A 14,572-nucleotide genomic window follows, 5' to 3' on the forward strand; every position below is an offset into this window, starting at 1 on the left:
TGGCTATGATCACCTCGATAACAGGAGGTTTGCCTATGTATGATCTCGCCGCAATGGGCGCGTGGTTGGAATTTGCTGTTCGGTGGTTGCATGTGATCACTGCGATTGCGTGGATCGGATCGTCGTTCTATTTTATCGCGCTGGACCTTGGCCTGCACCGCGACCGCAATCTGGCCAGCGGCGCGGATGGCGAAGAATGGCAGGTCCATGGCGGCGGATTTTACCATATCCAGAAGTACCTTGTGGCCCCTGACCAGATGCCCGGTGACCTGATCTGGTTCAAATGGGAAAGCTACGCGACATGGCTGTCCGGTTTCGCCATGCTGGCGCTGGTCTACTATCTGGGCGCGGAATTCTACCTGATCGACCCGAACATCGCGGACCTTGCCCCTTGGCAGGCGATCCTGATTTCCATGGGGTCTTTGGGCTTTGGTTGGCTAGCCTATGACCGTATCTGCAAGACTAAGTTCGGGGACAACAACACCCGCTTGATGCTGCTGCTGTTCGTCATTCTGGTCGGTATGGCGTGGTTCTATACCCAAGTCTTCACCGGCCGCGCTGCCATGCTGCATTTGGGGGCGTTCACGGCGACCATCATGTCGGGGAACGTGTTCTTTATCATCATGCCGAACCAGCGGATCGTGGTCGCCGACCTGATCGCAGGCCGCATCCCTGACGCGAAATACGGCAAGATCGCCAAGCAGCGCAGCACCCACAACAACTACCTGACCCTGCCGGTGGTGTTCCTGATGCTGTCTAACCACTACCCACTGGCCTTTGGCACCGAATATACGTGGCTGATCGCCAGCCTTGTGTTCCTGATGGGTGTCACGATCCGCCACTTCTTCAACACGATGCACGCCCGCAAAGGGACGCCTTATTGGACGTGGGCCGTGACAGCGATTCTGTTCATCATCATCATGTGGCTGTCCACCGCGCCCATGTTCCGTGCCGATGAGGCCGAGCAAGAGGTTCAGGCGGGCCTAGTACAGTTCGCGCAGGCCGACGGCTGGGAGGATGTGCATGATATCGTGATGGGGCGCTGTTCCATGTGCCACGCCGAGGAGCCCTTTTACGAGGGCATCCTCTGGGCCCCCAAAGGCGTGCGTCTGGATACCGAGGCAGAGATCATCCGCAACGCCCGCGCCGTGTACTTGCAGGCGGGCCTGAGCCACGCCATGCCTCCGGCCAACCTGTCCTACATCGAGGAAGAAGAGCGCGCGGCCATCGTGAAATGGTACGAGGCCGCGACGAGTGGTTAACCCTCTTGGCAGGTGGCGATTGCGGTCGCCATCTGGCTGATCAAAGCAGGGTAAAGGTCTGCCCCCAGCGCGAGCTCTGACCCCATTGGGTCGAGCATCCCGACCGAAAGGCCAAGTTCTTCTGCAATCTGTTCCGCCATGGCTGCGTTGTGCTGTGGCTCCGCAAAGATGCACTTCGCGCCCTCTTCTTCGACTTGGTGTCGGAGCTCGGACAGATGCGCGGCACCCGGTGCTGCGGCATCCCCAAAAGCAATGCTCCCAGCAATATGTACATCGAAGCGGCCTGCGAAGTGGCCGTAGGCCTCGTGGAAGACAACAATCGGCGTATCGTGGCTTTGCGCCAGCGTCTCGCGGGTCTTTGCGATCAGGTTTTCCAGGTCAATCGAAGCGCGCATCGCATTTTGCGCATAGATCTCGGAGCCTTCGGGGTCGAGAGCAGTCAGATGCGCGGCGATGGCCGACACCCAGATGTTTGCATTCTCGGGGTCAAGCCATGCATGGGGATCGTCGCCCGAGTGATCGTGACCGTCATGATCGCCGTGCGCCTCGTCGGCATGGTCATCATGGGCGTCATGGGCTTCTTCTTCGTGGGCATGGTCATCGTCATCGTCGTGATGCGCGTCTTCTTCGTGCAGGTGGCCTTCGTGATCCTCGGCGTATCCTCGGTGCACGGTCCCTTCGATATCCAGCAAAGCCATCGTCGCGCCATCGCCGCGCAGCGATTCCAGTGCATCATCCAGCCATAGGGTCAGTTCGGGCCCCATCCAGATCACGCTATCCGCGTTCGCCACGCTGCGGGCTTGGCTTGGGCGGAGTTGGAAATCGTGCGCGTCCGCGCCTTGGTCCATCAAGAGAACCGCTTCGCCGCGGTCTCCCATCACCATAGAGACCAGAGAGTGCACCGGAGGGATGTCGGTCGCAACGCTGAGCGGTGCAGCATTTGCGGTGCCCGCCATAAGAAGCGCGAGGGTCGTGAGTGTATTGCGCATGAGGTCTCCTTGAGGTCGTTCGGAGGTTCTCATATACTGTAACGTGATAATATAACAATAGGCAGCTAGAAAATGTCCGAGACGTCGCCAGCATTCCATGCCCACAACCATGACAGCTGCACGCATGATGTGCTGGAACATGCGGAAAATATGGTCCGCCGTGAAGGATTACGCCTGACGCCGGTTCGGCGCCGCACCTTGGAAATCTTGGTGTCAGAGCACCGCGCGATGGGCGCTTATGAAGTTCTGGACCGCTTGGCCGCCGATGGTTTCGGGAATCAGCCGCCAGTGGCGTATCGCGCGTTGGAATTTCTGGTCGAGCATGGGCTGGCCCACCGGATCAACCGTCTGAACGCCTTTGCCGCTTGTATGCACCCGGGCGAAGCGCACAGCCCCCTGTTCCTGATCTGTCAGAGCTGCGAGGCCGTCGCCGAAGCGCCTGCCGACGCCGTTCGGACGGCCGTCGAGGACGCTGCGCGGGGTCACGACTTCGCCGTAGAGCGCGTGAATATCGAGGTTCTGGGCACGTGTCCCACCTGTGCCGGAGCTGAGTAATGCTGATTGCGGCTACAAATATGTCAGTGACCCACGGATCGACGCCCGTCCTGCGGGACGTGGATTTCCAGATCGAGAAAGGCGAGATCGTCACGGTGATCGGCCCCAACGGGTCTGGGAAATCGACCCTGATCCGGGCTCTTTTGGGGGTGTTGACGCCGTCGAGTGGGCATATCGCGCGGGCCAAAGGCCTTCGCATTGGCTACATTCCACAGAAGCTGGCGATCGATGCGAGTTTTCCAATGACGGTTCGCCGGTTTTTATCTCTGCCGCGTTGGATCAGTGATGACCTTGCTTTGCGCGCCTTAGAGCGCACAGGCGTCGCAGGGTTGGAACAGCGGCAAATGTCTGACCTCTCGGGCGGACAATTCCAAAGGGTTCTCTTGGCCCGCGCACTTTTGTCTGAACCAGATATTTTGATTTTGGACGAACCGACCCAAGGATTGGACCATCCGGGCATTGTCGCATTCTATGAATTGATCGAAGAAGTGCGTCGAGACCTCGGTTGTGCGGTTTTATTGGTGAGTCATGATCTTCATGTGGTGATGCGTGCCTCTGACCGCGTCATTTGTTTGAACGGTCATATTTGTTGCCAAGGCATACCAAGCGTTGTGCAAAACGCGCCCGAGTATCAAGCATTATTCGGGATCAGCGACTCGAGCACTCTGGCAATTTACGAACACCACCACGACCACAGCCACGACGAAAACGGGTGCTGCCATGATTGATGATTTTCTTTTGCGCGCCCTTCTGGCTGGCATCGGCTTGGCAATTGCGACCGGTCCTCTGGGCTGTTTCGTTGTTTGGCGGCGTATGGCGTATTTTGGTGATGCGACAGCGCACGCCGCGGTTTTGGGGGTCGCATTCGCCTTGATTTTAGGGCTGCCTTTGACTTTCGGAACGCTTCTCATTGCTCTTGCAATGGGTCTTGCCGTTTCCGCTTTGTCTGCGCGGGGTCATGCGATGGACACCACTCTCGGAGTTTTGGCCCATTCGGCATTGGCCATAGGTTTGGTGGCTATTAGTTTCGTTCAGGGCGTTCGAATAGATGTTTCCAGCTTATTGTTCGGCGATATCCTTGCTGTCGGATCCAGCGATTTGACGGTGATATACACTGGTGCGTCTCTGGTTTTGGCATTGCTGGTTTGGCGCTGGCAATCTTTGCTAACTTCGACACTTAATCCGGAGCTTGCGGTCGCGGCGGGAATTTCCCCAAAGCGAGAACAGTTGCTTTTGACGTTAGCGTTGGCCCTGACCGTCGCAATTGCGATCAAGGTCGTGGGTGCGCTGCTCATCTCGGCTATGCTGCTGCTGCCTTCTGCAAGCGCACGCTCGCTCTCGCGCACGCCAGAGGCTATGGCGCTCTGGGCTGTGCTCATTGGTGTTCTGGCGGTGTTTGGGGGGCTGATGGGCTCTTATTGGTTCGACACGCCAACAGGGCCGTCAATCGTTTCTGCAGCGGCACTGATTTTTACCGTTTCATTGCCGCTACGAAAATTGGCGCAATAAAAAAGGCGCCCGAGGGCGCCTTTTCTTAGATTTCCAGATCTTCCATCGGTTTTCCGGCTTCGATGTGCTCGAGAACCCAAGCGGGTTTGCGGCCACGGCCAGTCCAAGTGACGGTCGGATCTTCGGGGTGACGATAGCGCGGCGGAGATTTCGAAGCCGTCGCCTTTTTCTTTCCGTCTAGCAGTTCCGCCAGCGAAAAGCCCATTGCGCGGGCCTCGGCTTCGACTTTTGCGCGTGCTTCGCTTAGTCGGCGATCCTGATATTCGTTGATTGCCTTATCAACATCTTTCTGAAGTTTCTTCAGCTCGGTGAGGTCGAGTGAGTCCAGGTCGATATCCATTGCCATTCCCATCCGTTGTTTACCAACGCTTCTTCGTGTGAGTGATTGACTTGTAATAAGAACCATCATGACATTTTTCCAGCGTAAATAAACATTTTTTTCAAGGCGCAAAGAAAGTCGGAGCGAATTGGCCGATCTGAAAGGGTATTCAATTGAAATTGTTGGGGTTTGCGCCTGTGACGGATCACTCTTAATGGATTGAGAAAATTGTTGGCTCACGGATGAGGGAGGTGAGAAAAACGTGACTCTCTCATAAGTTGAAAGGCTGAATGCGATAGTAACCCCGCGCAATTTATTGACGCTGGGTTAACAAAAGAAATCTTCTTTTGGCATTCGCAAAGCGTGAAGCCAAAAAAACAAAAATAATGAGGTTCAAGGGCGCGCGCAAAAGCGGACGTGCAAAAACTGAAAACAAAAAGCGAAATAAACCGATCCTAAGTCGATAAAGCTGTTGTCAGTTTTTAGAGAAATTTGGTGGAGCCAAGGGGGATCGAACCCCTGACCTCTTGCATGCCATGCAAGCGCTCTCCCAGCTGAGCTATGGCCCCATCAGGTGCACCGTCGGTGCGTGTCGCGCTAATTAGATAAGCGAACGGGGGAGTGCAAGCGCAAAACACATCCCCCGTTCGAATTTTTTTAGTTGTCGTCGTCGTCAGCTGCTACGTCAGCCAGCTCGTCGAGCGAGACGTTATCATCGTCATCGTCGTCCAGCAGATCATCGTCCAGATCAACGTCCGAAGAATCGTCATCATCCAGGATGACATCATCCTCTTCTTCAGCCGCTTTGGGCTTCAGTTTGCGGGCGGTATCCTCTGCGACAAAGGAATTACGCTTGCCGGTATCGATGTTGACGATCTCGCCGGTGTAGGGGCTAACGATCGGATTCTTGTTCAGGTCGTAGAAGCGTTTGCCGGTGGTCGGGCATACGCGTTTGACGCCCCATTCTTCTTTGGGCATGGGTGATCCCTTTCGCTTTCTGGTGCTTGCAGGCGGTCGAAGACCCCTGCCATAAGGTCGGACGGGTGTCAAAGGCTAATAAAGACACCACTTGGAGCGCGCATATGGGACAACATATCCTTTCTGGCAACCCCCCAGTGCCCGTCGTTCTGCGAAGATCGGCGCGCGCACGGCGATTCACCTTGCGTGTGTCGCGTTTGGATGGACGTGTCACCCTGACTTTGCCAACGGCCGCGTCCGAACGTGAGGGGCTCGCTTTTGTCCGTGAAAAAGAGGGCTGGATTCGAAACCAGTTAGAGCAGCACGTCCCTACGCAGACTTTGGCGGTGGGTGGTGTGGTCCCGTTCGAGGGACGTCCAAGACGGATTTCAGTCACGGATGGCGCGAGGGTGGTTCTGACAGATAACGAGATCGCGTTGCCCCGTGGCGGCCAAAACGCTGGTGCACGTATCAAGGGCTTTTTCCGTGAGCGGGCACGCTCCCGTTTTGCCGAGGCCGCGCACCACTACGCGGGCCGTCTTGATCGCGCCTACAGCGCTATTTTGCTAAAGGATACGCGGTCGCGATGGGGCTCTTGTACCCACGACGGTAAACTCATGTTTTCATGGCGCCTGATTATGGCGCCGCCGGATGTGCTGGACTACGTGGCCGCGCACGAGGTCGCTCATTTGCAGCATATGGATCACTCTGCAGCCTTTTGGGGCGCGGTCGAACAAATCTATGGTCCCTGCGCAAAACAGCGCGAATGGCTGCGACGCGATGGCGCAAAGCTACACGCTTTCCGTTTTGAAGATTGATTTCCTCTCAGTTTGTGATCACATCCTAAGTCATGTTGATGTCCTCTCAGAAAGCGGCCGAGTCGGGGACACCGATGGCGGCCCACGATCGCACCTATCGCCAGTTGCGGACCCGAATCATGCATGGCGAATTGCGACCGGGCGAAGCGCTCACATTGCGCGGCATCGGCAAAGAGTTCGGAGTATCGATGACACCGGCCCGAGAGGCGTTGCGCCGTCTGGTGGCCGAGGGCGCCCTCACACTCAGCGCGTCTGGCCGAGTGGCCACGCCAGAGCTGTCAAACGACCGGATCGAGGAGTTGGCCGCCCTGCGCGCGCTCTTGGAGGTAGAGCTCGCGTCCCGTGCCCTGCCGCGCGCGCACATGGCGCTGATTGACCGGCTCGAGAGCATTCACGCCAACATCAGCATGAACGTCAAAAAGCATGACGCGGTCGGCTATATTCGGACCAACCTAGAATTCCACCGCACGCTCTATCTGCGTGCTCAGGCCCCCGCGATGCTCGCGATGACTGAGACCGTCTGGCTGCAGCTGGGGCCCACCATGCGCGCGCTCTATGGGCGTTTAAACCGGACCGAGCCGCCTATTCACCACCGTCATATTATCGCTGCACTCAAGGCAGGGGACGAGCCGGGCCTGCGCTTGGCTGTGCGGTCCGATGTGACTCACGGCCTGCGCCTGTTGGCCAGCTAAACGAGAAAAGCGGAGACGATGTCTCCGCTTTTGCTTGAGTATTTTTGCAAAAAGAAGCTTAGGCTGCGAGCCCTTTGGACCCCATGTCCAGGAATTTCTTGCGGCGCTGTGCGACCAACTCGTTTGCGCTGAGGCCAGAGACATCGGCCAGCATCTGTTCGATCATGCGGCCGACCGAGGCCAGAGTGTGCTCGCGGTCGCGGTGGGCGCCGCCCATCGGCTCGGAGATAATCCGGTCGCAGATTCCCAGCTTGTGCAGATCCTGCGCAGTCAGGCGCAACGCTTCGGCAGCTTCGCGCATCTTTTCGGCGTCTTTCCACAGGATCGAGGCGCAGCCCTCGGGCGAAATGACCGAATACACCGAGTGCTCAAGCATCGCGACGCGATCTGCGGTCGCAAAGGCCACTGCGCCGCCCGAGCCACCTTCGCCAATGACAACAGAAACCAGCGGCACACCGATTTGCAGACACTTCTCGGTCGAGCGGGCGATGGCCTCGGACTGGCCGCGCTCTTCTGCGCCCTTGCCAGGGTAGGCACCGGGCGTGTCCACCAGCGTCACGACAGGCATGTTGAACTTATCGGCCAGTTCCATCAGGCGAATCGCCTTACGGTAGCCCTCGGGGCGGGCCATGCCGAAATTGCGTTCGATGCGGGTCTTGGTGTCGTGGCCCTTTTCTTGACCAATGACGACCACAGGCGTGCCGTTCAAACGCGCCATGCCGCCCATAACAGCGTGATCATCGGCAAAGTTCCGGTCACCCGCCAACGGGGTATATTCGGTGAACAGAGCGTCGATATAGTCCTGACAATGCGGACGGTTGGGGTGGCGTGCCACTTGGCATTTTCGCCAAGGCGTCAGGCTCGAGTACAGCTCTTTCAGCAGGGTATCGGCCTTGCGGTCCAATGCCTTTGCTTCGTCTTCGACATCCATCTCTTCGCTTTGACGGGCAATCGCGCGCAGCTCTTCGGCTTTGCCTTCGATTTCGGCTAGCGGTTTTTCGAAGTCGAGATAATGGGTCATCCAACGCTCCTTTGCTTGACCGCTATATGGCGTCAGTCTGCCGCAGATGCAATCGGGATGACACAAACAAGCCCTTGACCCTCATTCAGGGCGCGGCATTCGGAAAATCCCGCGTATCGTGCCCCTAGCTGTATTTCCTTGAGCGGAGGAATTTTTATGAGCGATGTTACGATTACTGAAAAACCCGCGATGACCTTGGTTGGGATGCACCATCGCGGACCCTATCCAGAAATGGGCGGGGTCTATCAAAAAGTGGCTGGGATTATTTCAGAGCAAGGCCTTTGGCCCCAGATCCAAGGCGCCATCGGTGCGGCGTGGGATAACCCCGATCTGGTGGCGGCGGCCGATCTGCGCAGTTTCGCCGGGTTTCACGTGGCGGACGATTTCGATGCGCCGGAGGGGTTGGACCTCCTACATCTCCAAGGTGGAGAGCATGCGGAGCTGCTTCATATCGGTCCTTACGAGGGCCTGAGGTCTGTGTACGGATATTTGATGGGGGACTGGTTTCCCAAGTCGGGCCGACAGCATGCCGACGCCCCCACTTATGAAGTTTACCTGAATGATCCCACAACGACTGCGCCAGCTGATCTCAAGACACTGATCTGCGCGCCTCTTGCCGCATAAACGAAAAGGGCCGCGCTACCCGCAGCCCTTTCATCTTGGTCCAAATACCCTGGGGGTGCGGGGGCAGAGCCCCCGTTGTCCCTCAGCTGCCCGCAATCATTTCGGATTGGCGTACGATGACTTCGGCCTGCTTGATCGATGCGATGTCGACCAGACGGCCTTTGTAGACAGTTGCGCCTTCGCCCTTGGCTTTGGCCTCTTCCATCGCAGCCAGAATTTCGCGGGCTTCGGTGACAGCCTCTTCAGAGGGGGTGAAGACCTCGTTGGCCAGTGCAATCTGCTTGGGGTGGATCGCCCATTTGCCGACCATGCCGAGTGTCGCGGAGCGCAGGGCCTGCGCACGGTAGCCCTCGTCATCGCTGAAATCACCAAACGGACCGTCTACGGGCAGAACGCCGTGGGTGCGGCACGCGGCGACGATGGCTGCCTGAGCCCAGTGCCACGGATCGGACCAGTACTTCGCACCTTCGCGCAGCATGTAGTAGTTCTCTTGCGTGCCGCCGATGCCGGTGGTCGCCATCCCCATCGAGGCCGCAAAGTCTGCAGCGCCCAAGCTCATGGCCACCAGACGGGGCGACGCTGCTGCGATCTCTTCGACATGGGCGATCCCTGCAGCCGATTCGATGATGACCTCGAAGTCGATCTTCTTGGTGCGGCCCTTGGCGGTTTCGATTGCAGTGACCAGCGCGTCCACGGCGTAGATGTCTGCGGCGCAGCCCACTTTGGGGATCATGATTTGGTCCAGACGATCGCCTGCTTGCTCTAGCAGATCGACCACATCGCGGTACCAAAAAGGCGTGTCGAGGCCGTTGATGCGAACTGACAGGGTCTTGGTGCCCCAATCGACGTCGCTGATCGCCTTGATGATGTTTTCGCGCGCCGCGTCCTTGTCAGTGGGGGCGACTGAATCCTCGAGGTCGAGGTTGATCACGTCGGCCGCGCTGGCGGCCATCTTTTCGAAGAGTGCAGGGCGCGAGCCGGGGCCGAACAGTTGGCAACGGTTCGGGCGGGCGGGCGCTTGGGGCTGAATGCGGAAGCTCATCGGCTCTGCCTTTCGGTAATGATATTACAAATTGTTCGGCTGAATGGGTATTAAATTACTCGGCTCATCGCAAGCCTCTTTTCGCAGTCGCGGCATGACGCGGCGCTGCGGCATAGGTTCCTCCTATCTGACTGACACTTGACGAGAAAAAATTCGGCAAAGGGCGAAGTTTTAAGAAGGAACTTCGAGAGCGCTCGGAAAACACGGCAAATTTCGTATGAAATCTCATGGCAGACGACGCATCCTGATCTCAAGCAAAAGGATGACCTGTGATGATTAAGACCCCCTATCTTCTGTTTTTGGGCGACGCGCCCGACCAGCTTGCTGCTAAAGTCGCACAAGGTATCAAAGACTGGCGCCCCGACAATGCCGTAGGCCAGTTCCGCATGGAAGGCTGCAAGGCCGATCTGGGCCTGACCGACATGACTCTCGAAGAGGCCAAGGCCGCAGGTGCCAAAACCTTGGTCGTTGGCGTGGCGAACCGTGGTGGCGTCATCAGCCCTGCGTGGAAGAAAGTTCTGGTCGCTGCTTTGGAAGAAGGCTTTGATCTGGCGTCTGGCCTGCACAACTTGCTGCGCGAAGAGCCCGATCTGGTCGCCGTTGCCGAAGCTTGTGGTCGCGAGTTGCACGATGTGCGCGTCCCCGAGGTCGAATACCCTATTGCGAACGGTAAAAAACGCCGCGGCAAGCGCGTGCTGGCCGTCGGTACCGATTGCTCGGTCGGCAAGATGTACACCGCGCTGGCGCTGGACGAATCCATGCGCAAGAAGGGCCTGAAAAGCACCTTCCGCGCCACCGGGCAGACCGGCATTCTCATCACTGGCAACGGTGTGCCGCTGGACGCGGTCGTCGCGGACTTTATGGCGGGCTCGATTGAATGGCTGACGCCCGACAACGATGACGACCACTGGGACATCATCGAAGGGCAGGGCAGCCTGTTCCACGTGTCCTACTCCGGTGTGACGATGGCGCTGGTCCATGGTGGTCAGGCGGACGCCCTGATCCTGTGTCACGAGCCCACCCGCACCCATCTGCGCGGCCTTCCCGAGTATTCGGTCCCGTCCCTGCAAGAGTTGTGGGACACCGCCCTGCCGCTGGCGCGCATCGCGAACCCTGCTTGTCAGGTGGTTGGCGTGTCGGTGAATACCCAGCACATGGGCGCGGACGAGGCGGATGCCTATCTGGCGAAGATCGAAGAAGAGCTGGGTCTGCCCGCGGTCGACCCCTATCGCCATAGTGCGGACAAGCTGGCAGACGCCCTAGCGGCGCTGTAAGCGATGACCTTTGACGGGCGCGCCCTGTGGGTGCGTCCGGTCTTTTGAGTATTTTCAGCAAAAAGAAGGAGCGGGCATGTCCTTGATCGTTCGTCGCGAGAGTTTCCGGTTGGCCCAAGCGTTTACGATTTCACGCGGGAGCCGGACCGAGGCGCATGTGCTGTCGGTGTCCATCACACGCGACGGTGTTACGGGCCGCGGCGAGTGCGTCCCTTATGCCCGTTATAACGAGAGTATGGACAGCGTGGCCGAGCAGATCGCTGGCCTTCCGCAGGACATCGACCGCAAGGCGCTGCAGTATGCCTTGCCCGCAGGGGCGGCGCGGAATGCCGTGGATTGTGCCCTATGGGATTGGGAGGCAAAGAAGGCGCGTCGCCGTGTTTGGGATCTGGCTGGGGTCCCTGCGCCTGTGGCTGAAATCACGGCGTATACCTTGTCCTTGGCGTCCCCCGAGGAGATGGAAGCGCAGGCGCGCGAGAATGCGTTTCGCCCACTGCTGAAGATCAAGCTGGGAACGCCCGAAGATATGCCGCGACTGGAAGCTGTCCGCCGTGGTGCCCCCGAGGCGCGGATCATCGTCGACGCCAATGAAGGTTGGAGCGCTGAGGTTTATGGCGAACTCGCCCCGCATCTGGTGCGTCTAGGGGTCGAGATGGTCGAGCAGCCTTTGCCCGCGAGTGAAGACGACGCGTTGATCGGGATGGATCGCCCTGTGCCCCTTTGTGCAGACGAGAGCTGCCATGACCGTGCGAGCTTAGACAAGCTGAAGGGCAAGTACGACATCATCAACATCAAACTGGATAAGACCGGCGGCCTGACTGAGGCTTTGGCCCTGCGCAAGGCGGCCGAGGACATGGGCTTTGGCATCATGGTTGGCTGCATGATCGGTAGCTCTTTGGCGATGGCCCCTGCGACAGTTGTCGCTAAGGGCGCACAGGTGGTGGACCTTGACGCGCCGCTGCTTCTGGCCGAAGACCGTGACAACCCGCTGCACTACGATGCCGATGGTGTGCATCCGCCTGTGGCCGCTCTTTGGGGCTGAGGCCCCGCGACTGATTAGGAGAAGACCCGACATGACCCGCACCGTCTATGTAAACGGCGAATACCTGCCGGAAACCGAAGCCACGGTTTCGATCTTTGACCGCGGCTTCCTGATGGCGGACGGCGTGTACGAGGTGACCACCGTTCTGGACGGCAAGCTGATCGATTTCGACGGTCACGCCAAGCGTCTGTCCCGCTCGCTGAACGAGCTGGAGATGAAAGAGCCCTGCACGCAGGACGAGCTGCTGGAAATCCACCGTAAGCTGGTCGAAGCCAACAACGTGACTGAAGGTCTGGTGTACCTGCAGGTGACCCGCGGCGCAGCAGATCGTGATTTCGCCTACCCCAAGGATGCAGAGCCCACTCTGGTCCTGTTCACTCAGGAAAAGGTTCTGGCCCAAAGCCCTGTTGCCAAGACCGGCATCAGCGTCATTTCGATCCCCGATATCCGTTGGGGCCGCCGCGACATCAAAACTGTGCAGCTGCTGTACCCTTCGATGGGCAAGATGGCCGCGAAAGCTGCGGGTGCGGACGATGCTTGGATGGTCGAGGATGGCAGCGTGACCGAGGGCACCTCGAACAACGCTTACATCGTCAAGGACGGCGTGATCATCACCCGTAACCTCAGCAACGACATTCTGCACGGCATCACCCGCGCCGCTGTCCTGCGCTTCGCCCAAGAAGCGCAGATGCAGGTCGAAGAGCGCCCCTTCACCATCGAAGAAGCCAAAGCCGCGGATGAGGCGTTTGTAACCTCGGCGACCACCTTTGTCATGCCAGTCGTAAAAATCGACGATGCAGCGATTGGCACCGGCGAAGTTGGCCCGATCGCCAGCCGCCTGCGTGAAATCTACATCGAAGAAAGCCGCAAAGCCGCGCTGTAATTGCACGTCTATACCGCTGGTTTACCGCCCGCGCCCTAGTGGTGCGGGCGTTTGCCGTTTGTAGGGTTGCCTTGGCGTGCGCATGAGGCCACTACTGCGCGCGTAAATTGATTTGTGGAGGGTATGATGCGCACGATTGCAGGTGCGGTCATTGTATTGGCAGGTTTGGGCGGATTGGGCTGGTGGGCCACCGTCCGTCAGGCAGACGTGATTGAGCAGCAGATTTTGCAGGCCGCCACGGCGCTCGAGGTCCCCTCGGTGCACGGTGTGGATATTGCTGTGTCTGGGCGCGACATCACGTTGACTGGCATTGCCAATGGACCCGACGAAGCCGAAGCTTTGCTTGCAGCTTATGCCGCTGTCCCTGGTCAGCGCGAGGTTCGGGCGGATTGGACCGTGTTGCCCGTGGTTTCGCCTTATGTGATGGCCGCGCGCTGGCAGGAAGACAGCTTTGCTGCCGAAGGACATGTGCCGACCCAAGCTGCACGTGCCGAACTTGAACCCATCCTCGGCTCTACCCAATCGCTGGCTCTGGGCGCTGGTGCCCCCAAGGATTGGAGTGCGGCGGCCAAAGTCGGTTTGACCGCGACGCGCCTGCTCGAAGAGGGAGAGATGCGGCTCGAGGATCAAACGCTGATCCTGAATGGCATCGCGCGCACCCCTTCCGAAGGTGCCGCGATCGAGCGCACGCTTGCCTCCTTGCCCCAAGGGTATCGGAGCGAATCGGTGCTGGACTATCTGGATGATGGCACGCCGCCGGAATACAGCATCACCTATGACGCGAGCACCGGCCTGCGGATTGATGGGAAATTGCCAGCAGGATTGACCGCAGATGACGTGTCAGGCGCGCTGAATTTCGTCGCCCATGGCGGGAATGCGCAGACCGGCCTTTTGGGAGATCCGGCGGGTCACATCGACCGGCTGAAACCGCTTGCAGAGTGGCTTCCCGAATTGGAGCGCCTGACCATCGTTCGGACCGGTGATGATCTGTCCGTCGTGGGCACCGTCGGGGCAGGGGTGGACGCCGAACTGGTCGCCGAAGCCCTGACAGAGGCTGTGGGCAATCCGGTGAACCTCGCTGTCGGGGCGGCGCAGCAGCCCGATGGCAGCCTGCGTACCAATGCAGCCACGGGTGCCACCGAGGTCGCGCGCGCCGGATATTGGCTGCCTCACGTGCATTTCAATCCCGACATCGACACCTGTGCGGACCGCATGAACACCGAACTGCAGCGGAACCCGATCCAGTTTCTGACCGGCTCGGCCCGCCTCGATGCCAAGGCATCTCGGGTTATTAACGCAATGGCATCTGTTGCTGCGCTATGCGTGACCGATGGCAACCTGCGCGCGGAAATCGGCGGGCACACGGATTCTGTCGGTGACCCCGCCAGCAACCGCGCCCTGAGCGAAGCCCGCGCCAATGCCGTGCGTGCCGCCTTGATCGCGCGCGGTGTCGCGTCGCGTGCGCTGGTGGCCAACGGCTACGGGGAAAGCGACCCGATTGAAACGAATGATACCGAAGAGGGCCGTGCGGCGAACCGCCGGACGACTGTGATCTGGTCCCCCTCTGATGATGGAGTGAACTGAG

16 protein-coding genes and 1 tRNA gene are annotated in these 14,572 nt (G+C 58.9%); 11 read left to right on the top strand and 6 right to left on the bottom strand.

Translation table 11 applies throughout. The features are described from left to right. Positions 1–35: 35 nt before the first annotated feature. Positions 36–1,262: a urate hydroxylase PuuD gene (locus BM225_RS06235; protein WP_072708205.1), complete on the top strand. Its 1,227-nt coding sequence runs from the start codon at positions 36–38 to the stop codon at positions 1,260–1,262. Here BM225_RS06235 and BM225_RS06240 read toward each other — a convergent pair. Further along, positions 1,259–2,251 (bottom strand): zinc ABC transporter substrate-binding protein, encoded by a 993-nt coding sequence (locus tag BM225_RS06240; protein ID WP_072708203.1) that lies wholly within the window; start codon positions 2,249–2,251, stop codon positions 1,259–1,261. The two genes, BM225_RS06235 and BM225_RS06240, sit on opposite strands and share 4 nt — an antisense overlap. A gap of 72 nt (positions 2,252–2,323) precedes the next feature. Between BM225_RS06240 and BM225_RS06245 the strand changes: the two genes are divergently transcribed. From BM225_RS06245 to BM225_RS06255, 3 genes are read left to right on the top strand one after another with little or no spacing between them, the layout of a single operon-like run. Then, the gene (locus tag BM225_RS06245) at positions 2,324–2,806 is read left to right on the top strand and encodes a Fur family transcriptional regulator (RefSeq protein ID WP_072708201.1); all 483 of its coding nucleotides are present in this window, start codon (positions 2,324–2,326) and stop codon (positions 2,804–2,806) included. Continuing rightward, entirely contained in the window at positions 2,806–3,534 is a 729-nt protein-coding gene (locus BM225_RS06250) for a metal ABC transporter ATP-binding protein (protein ID WP_072708198.1), read from the top strand. The genes BM225_RS06245 and BM225_RS06250 overlap by 1 nt, the downstream gene beginning before the upstream one ends. Further along, positions 3,527–4,315 (top strand): metal ABC transporter permease, encoded by a 789-nt coding sequence (locus tag BM225_RS06255; protein WP_072708196.1) that lies wholly within the window; start codon positions 3,527–3,529, stop codon positions 4,313–4,315. Before BM225_RS06250 ends, BM225_RS06255 begins: the two co-directional genes overlap by 8 nt. A gap of 25 nt (positions 4,316–4,340) precedes the next feature. Here BM225_RS06255 and BM225_RS06260 read toward each other — a convergent pair whose 3' ends face one another. The 3 genes from BM225_RS06260 to BM225_RS06270 all read right to left on the bottom strand — a co-directional run bounded on the left by BM225_RS06260 (position 4,341) and on the right by BM225_RS06270 (position 5,612). Further along, positions 4,341–4,724 carry an H-NS histone family protein gene (locus BM225_RS06260; RefSeq protein WP_338060987.1) on the bottom strand — a complete coding sequence of 128 codons (384 nt, stop codon included), beginning with the start codon at positions 4,722–4,724 and terminating at the stop codon, positions 4,341–4,343. Positions 4,725–5,127: 403 nt separating this feature from the next. Beyond that, positions 5,128–5,203: transfer RNA gene (locus tag BM225_RS06265), tRNA-Ala, on the bottom strand. Between the two features lie 88 nt (positions 5,204–5,291). Further along, positions 5,292–5,612: a TIGR02300 family protein gene (locus BM225_RS06270; RefSeq protein WP_072708193.1), complete on the bottom strand. Its 321-nt coding sequence runs from the start codon at positions 5,610–5,612 to the stop codon at positions 5,292–5,294. A gap of 104 nt (positions 5,613–5,716) precedes the next feature. On the opposite strand from BM225_RS06270, the gene BM225_RS06275 reads away from it, so the two are divergent. Both BM225_RS06275 and BM225_RS06280 read left to right on the top strand, forming a co-directional pair. Then, a complete protein-coding gene (locus BM225_RS06275) occupies positions 5,717–6,409 on the top strand; it encodes a M48 family metallopeptidase (protein WP_072708191.1) in 693 nt (230 codons plus the stop codon). 38 nt (positions 6,410–6,447) lie between these two features. Then, the gene (locus tag BM225_RS06280) at positions 6,448–7,101 is read left to right on the top strand and encodes a GntR family transcriptional regulator (RefSeq protein WP_092464097.1); all 654 of its coding nucleotides are present in this window, start codon (positions 6,448–6,450) and stop codon (positions 7,099–7,101) included. Between the two features lie 58 nt (positions 7,102–7,159). On the opposite strand, the gene BM225_RS06285 is transcribed toward BM225_RS06280, so the two are convergent. Then, entirely contained in the window at positions 7,160–8,122 is a 963-nt protein-coding gene (locus BM225_RS06285) for an acetyl-CoA carboxylase carboxyltransferase subunit alpha (protein ID WP_072708186.1), read from the bottom strand. 156 nt (positions 8,123–8,278) lie between these two features. On the opposite strand from BM225_RS06285, the gene BM225_RS06290 reads away from it, so the two are divergent. Beyond that, positions 8,279–8,746 carry an AraC family transcriptional regulator gene (locus BM225_RS06290; protein ID WP_072708184.1) on the top strand — a complete coding sequence of 156 codons (468 nt, stop codon included), beginning with the start codon at positions 8,279–8,281 and terminating at the stop codon, positions 8,744–8,746. Between the two features lie 82 nt (positions 8,747–8,828). On the opposite strand, the gene BM225_RS06295 is transcribed toward BM225_RS06290, so the two are convergent. Continuing rightward, complete coding sequence (locus tag BM225_RS06295; RefSeq protein WP_072708182.1) at positions 8,829–9,788, bottom strand: L-malyl-CoA/beta-methylmalyl-CoA lyase; 960 nt, start codon at positions 9,786–9,788, stop codon at positions 8,829–8,831. A gap of 272 nt (positions 9,789–10,060) precedes the next feature. Between BM225_RS06295 and dgcN the strand changes: the two genes are divergently transcribed. The 4 genes from dgcN (at position 10,061) to BM225_RS06315 (ending at position 14,571) form a co-directional block, all read left to right on the top strand. Further along, entirely contained in the window at positions 10,061–11,062 is a 1,002-nt protein-coding gene (gene dgcN / locus BM225_RS06300; RefSeq protein ID WP_072708180.1) for an N-acetyltransferase DgcN, read from the top strand. Positions 11,063–11,138: 76 nt separating this feature from the next. Continuing rightward, positions 11,139–12,104 (top strand): N-acetyl-D-Glu racemase DgcA, encoded by a 966-nt coding sequence (dgcA, locus tag BM225_RS06305; RefSeq protein ID WP_072708178.1) that lies wholly within the window; start codon positions 11,139–11,141, stop codon positions 12,102–12,104. Positions 12,105–12,135: 31 nt separating this feature from the next. Further along, positions 12,136–12,987 (top strand): D-amino-acid transaminase, encoded by an 852-nt coding sequence (locus tag BM225_RS06310; protein WP_072708176.1) that lies wholly within the window; start codon positions 12,136–12,138, stop codon positions 12,985–12,987. A 126-nt stretch (positions 12,988–13,113) separates the two neighbouring features. Continuing rightward, positions 13,114–14,571 (top strand): OmpA family protein, encoded by a 1,458-nt coding sequence (locus tag BM225_RS06315; RefSeq protein ID WP_072708174.1) that lies wholly within the window; start codon positions 13,114–13,116, stop codon positions 14,569–14,571. Position 14,572 lies beyond the last annotated feature (1 nt).

The organism is Donghicola eburneus, from assembly GCF_900115865.1.
Classification (GTDB): Bacteria; Pseudomonadota; Alphaproteobacteria; order Rhodobacterales; family Rhodobacteraceae; genus Donghicola; species Donghicola eburneus.

Coding starts and splice junctions, on each gene's coding strand:
- BM225_RS06285 (WP_072708186.1), bottom strand. CDS start 8,122: ATGACCCATTATCTCGACTTCGAAAAACCGCTAGCCGAAATCGAAGGC.
- BM225_RS06255 (WP_072708196.1), top strand. CDS start 3,527: ATGATTGATGATTTTCTTTTGCGCGCCCTTCTGGCTGGCATCGGCTTG.
- BM225_RS06245 (WP_072708201.1), top strand. CDS start 2,324: ATGTCCGAGACGTCGCCAGCATTCCATGCCCACAACCATGACAGCTGC.
- dgcN (WP_072708180.1), top strand. CDS start 10,061: ATGATTAAGACCCCCTATCTTCTGTTTTTGGGCGACGCGCCCGACCAG.
- BM225_RS06295 (WP_072708182.1), bottom strand. CDS start 9,788: ATGAGCTTCCGCATTCAGCCCCAAGCGCCCGCCCGCCCGAACCGTTGC.
- BM225_RS06260 (WP_338060987.1), bottom strand. CDS start 4,724: ATGATGGTTCTTATTACAAGTCAATCACTCACACGAAGAAGCGTTGGT.
- BM225_RS06240 (WP_072708203.1), bottom strand. CDS start 2,251: ATGCGCAATACACTCACGACCCTCGCGCTTCTTATGGCGGGCACCGCA.
- BM225_RS06310 (WP_072708176.1), top strand. CDS start 12,136: ATGACCCGCACCGTCTATGTAAACGGCGAATACCTGCCGGAAACCGAA.
- BM225_RS06235 (WP_072708205.1), top strand. CDS start 36: ATGTATGATCTCGCCGCAATGGGCGCGTGGTTGGAATTTGCTGTTCGG.
- BM225_RS06290 (WP_072708184.1), top strand. CDS start 8,279: ATGAGCGATGTTACGATTACTGAAAAACCCGCGATGACCTTGGTTGGG.
- dgcA (WP_072708178.1), top strand. CDS start 11,139: ATGTCCTTGATCGTTCGTCGCGAGAGTTTCCGGTTGGCCCAAGCGTTT.
- BM225_RS06280 (WP_092464097.1), top strand. CDS start 6,448: ATGTCCTCTCAGAAAGCGGCCGAGTCGGGGACACCGATGGCGGCCCAC.
- BM225_RS06270 (WP_072708193.1), bottom strand. CDS start 5,612: ATGCCCAAAGAAGAATGGGGCGTCAAACGCGTATGCCCGACCACCGGC.
- BM225_RS06315 (WP_072708174.1), top strand. CDS start 13,114: ATGCGCACGATTGCAGGTGCGGTCATTGTATTGGCAGGTTTGGGCGGA.
- BM225_RS06275 (WP_072708191.1), top strand. CDS start 5,717: ATGGGACAACATATCCTTTCTGGCAACCCCCCAGTGCCCGTCGTTCTG.
- BM225_RS06250 (WP_072708198.1), top strand. CDS start 2,806: ATGCTGATTGCGGCTACAAATATGTCAGTGACCCACGGATCGACGCCC.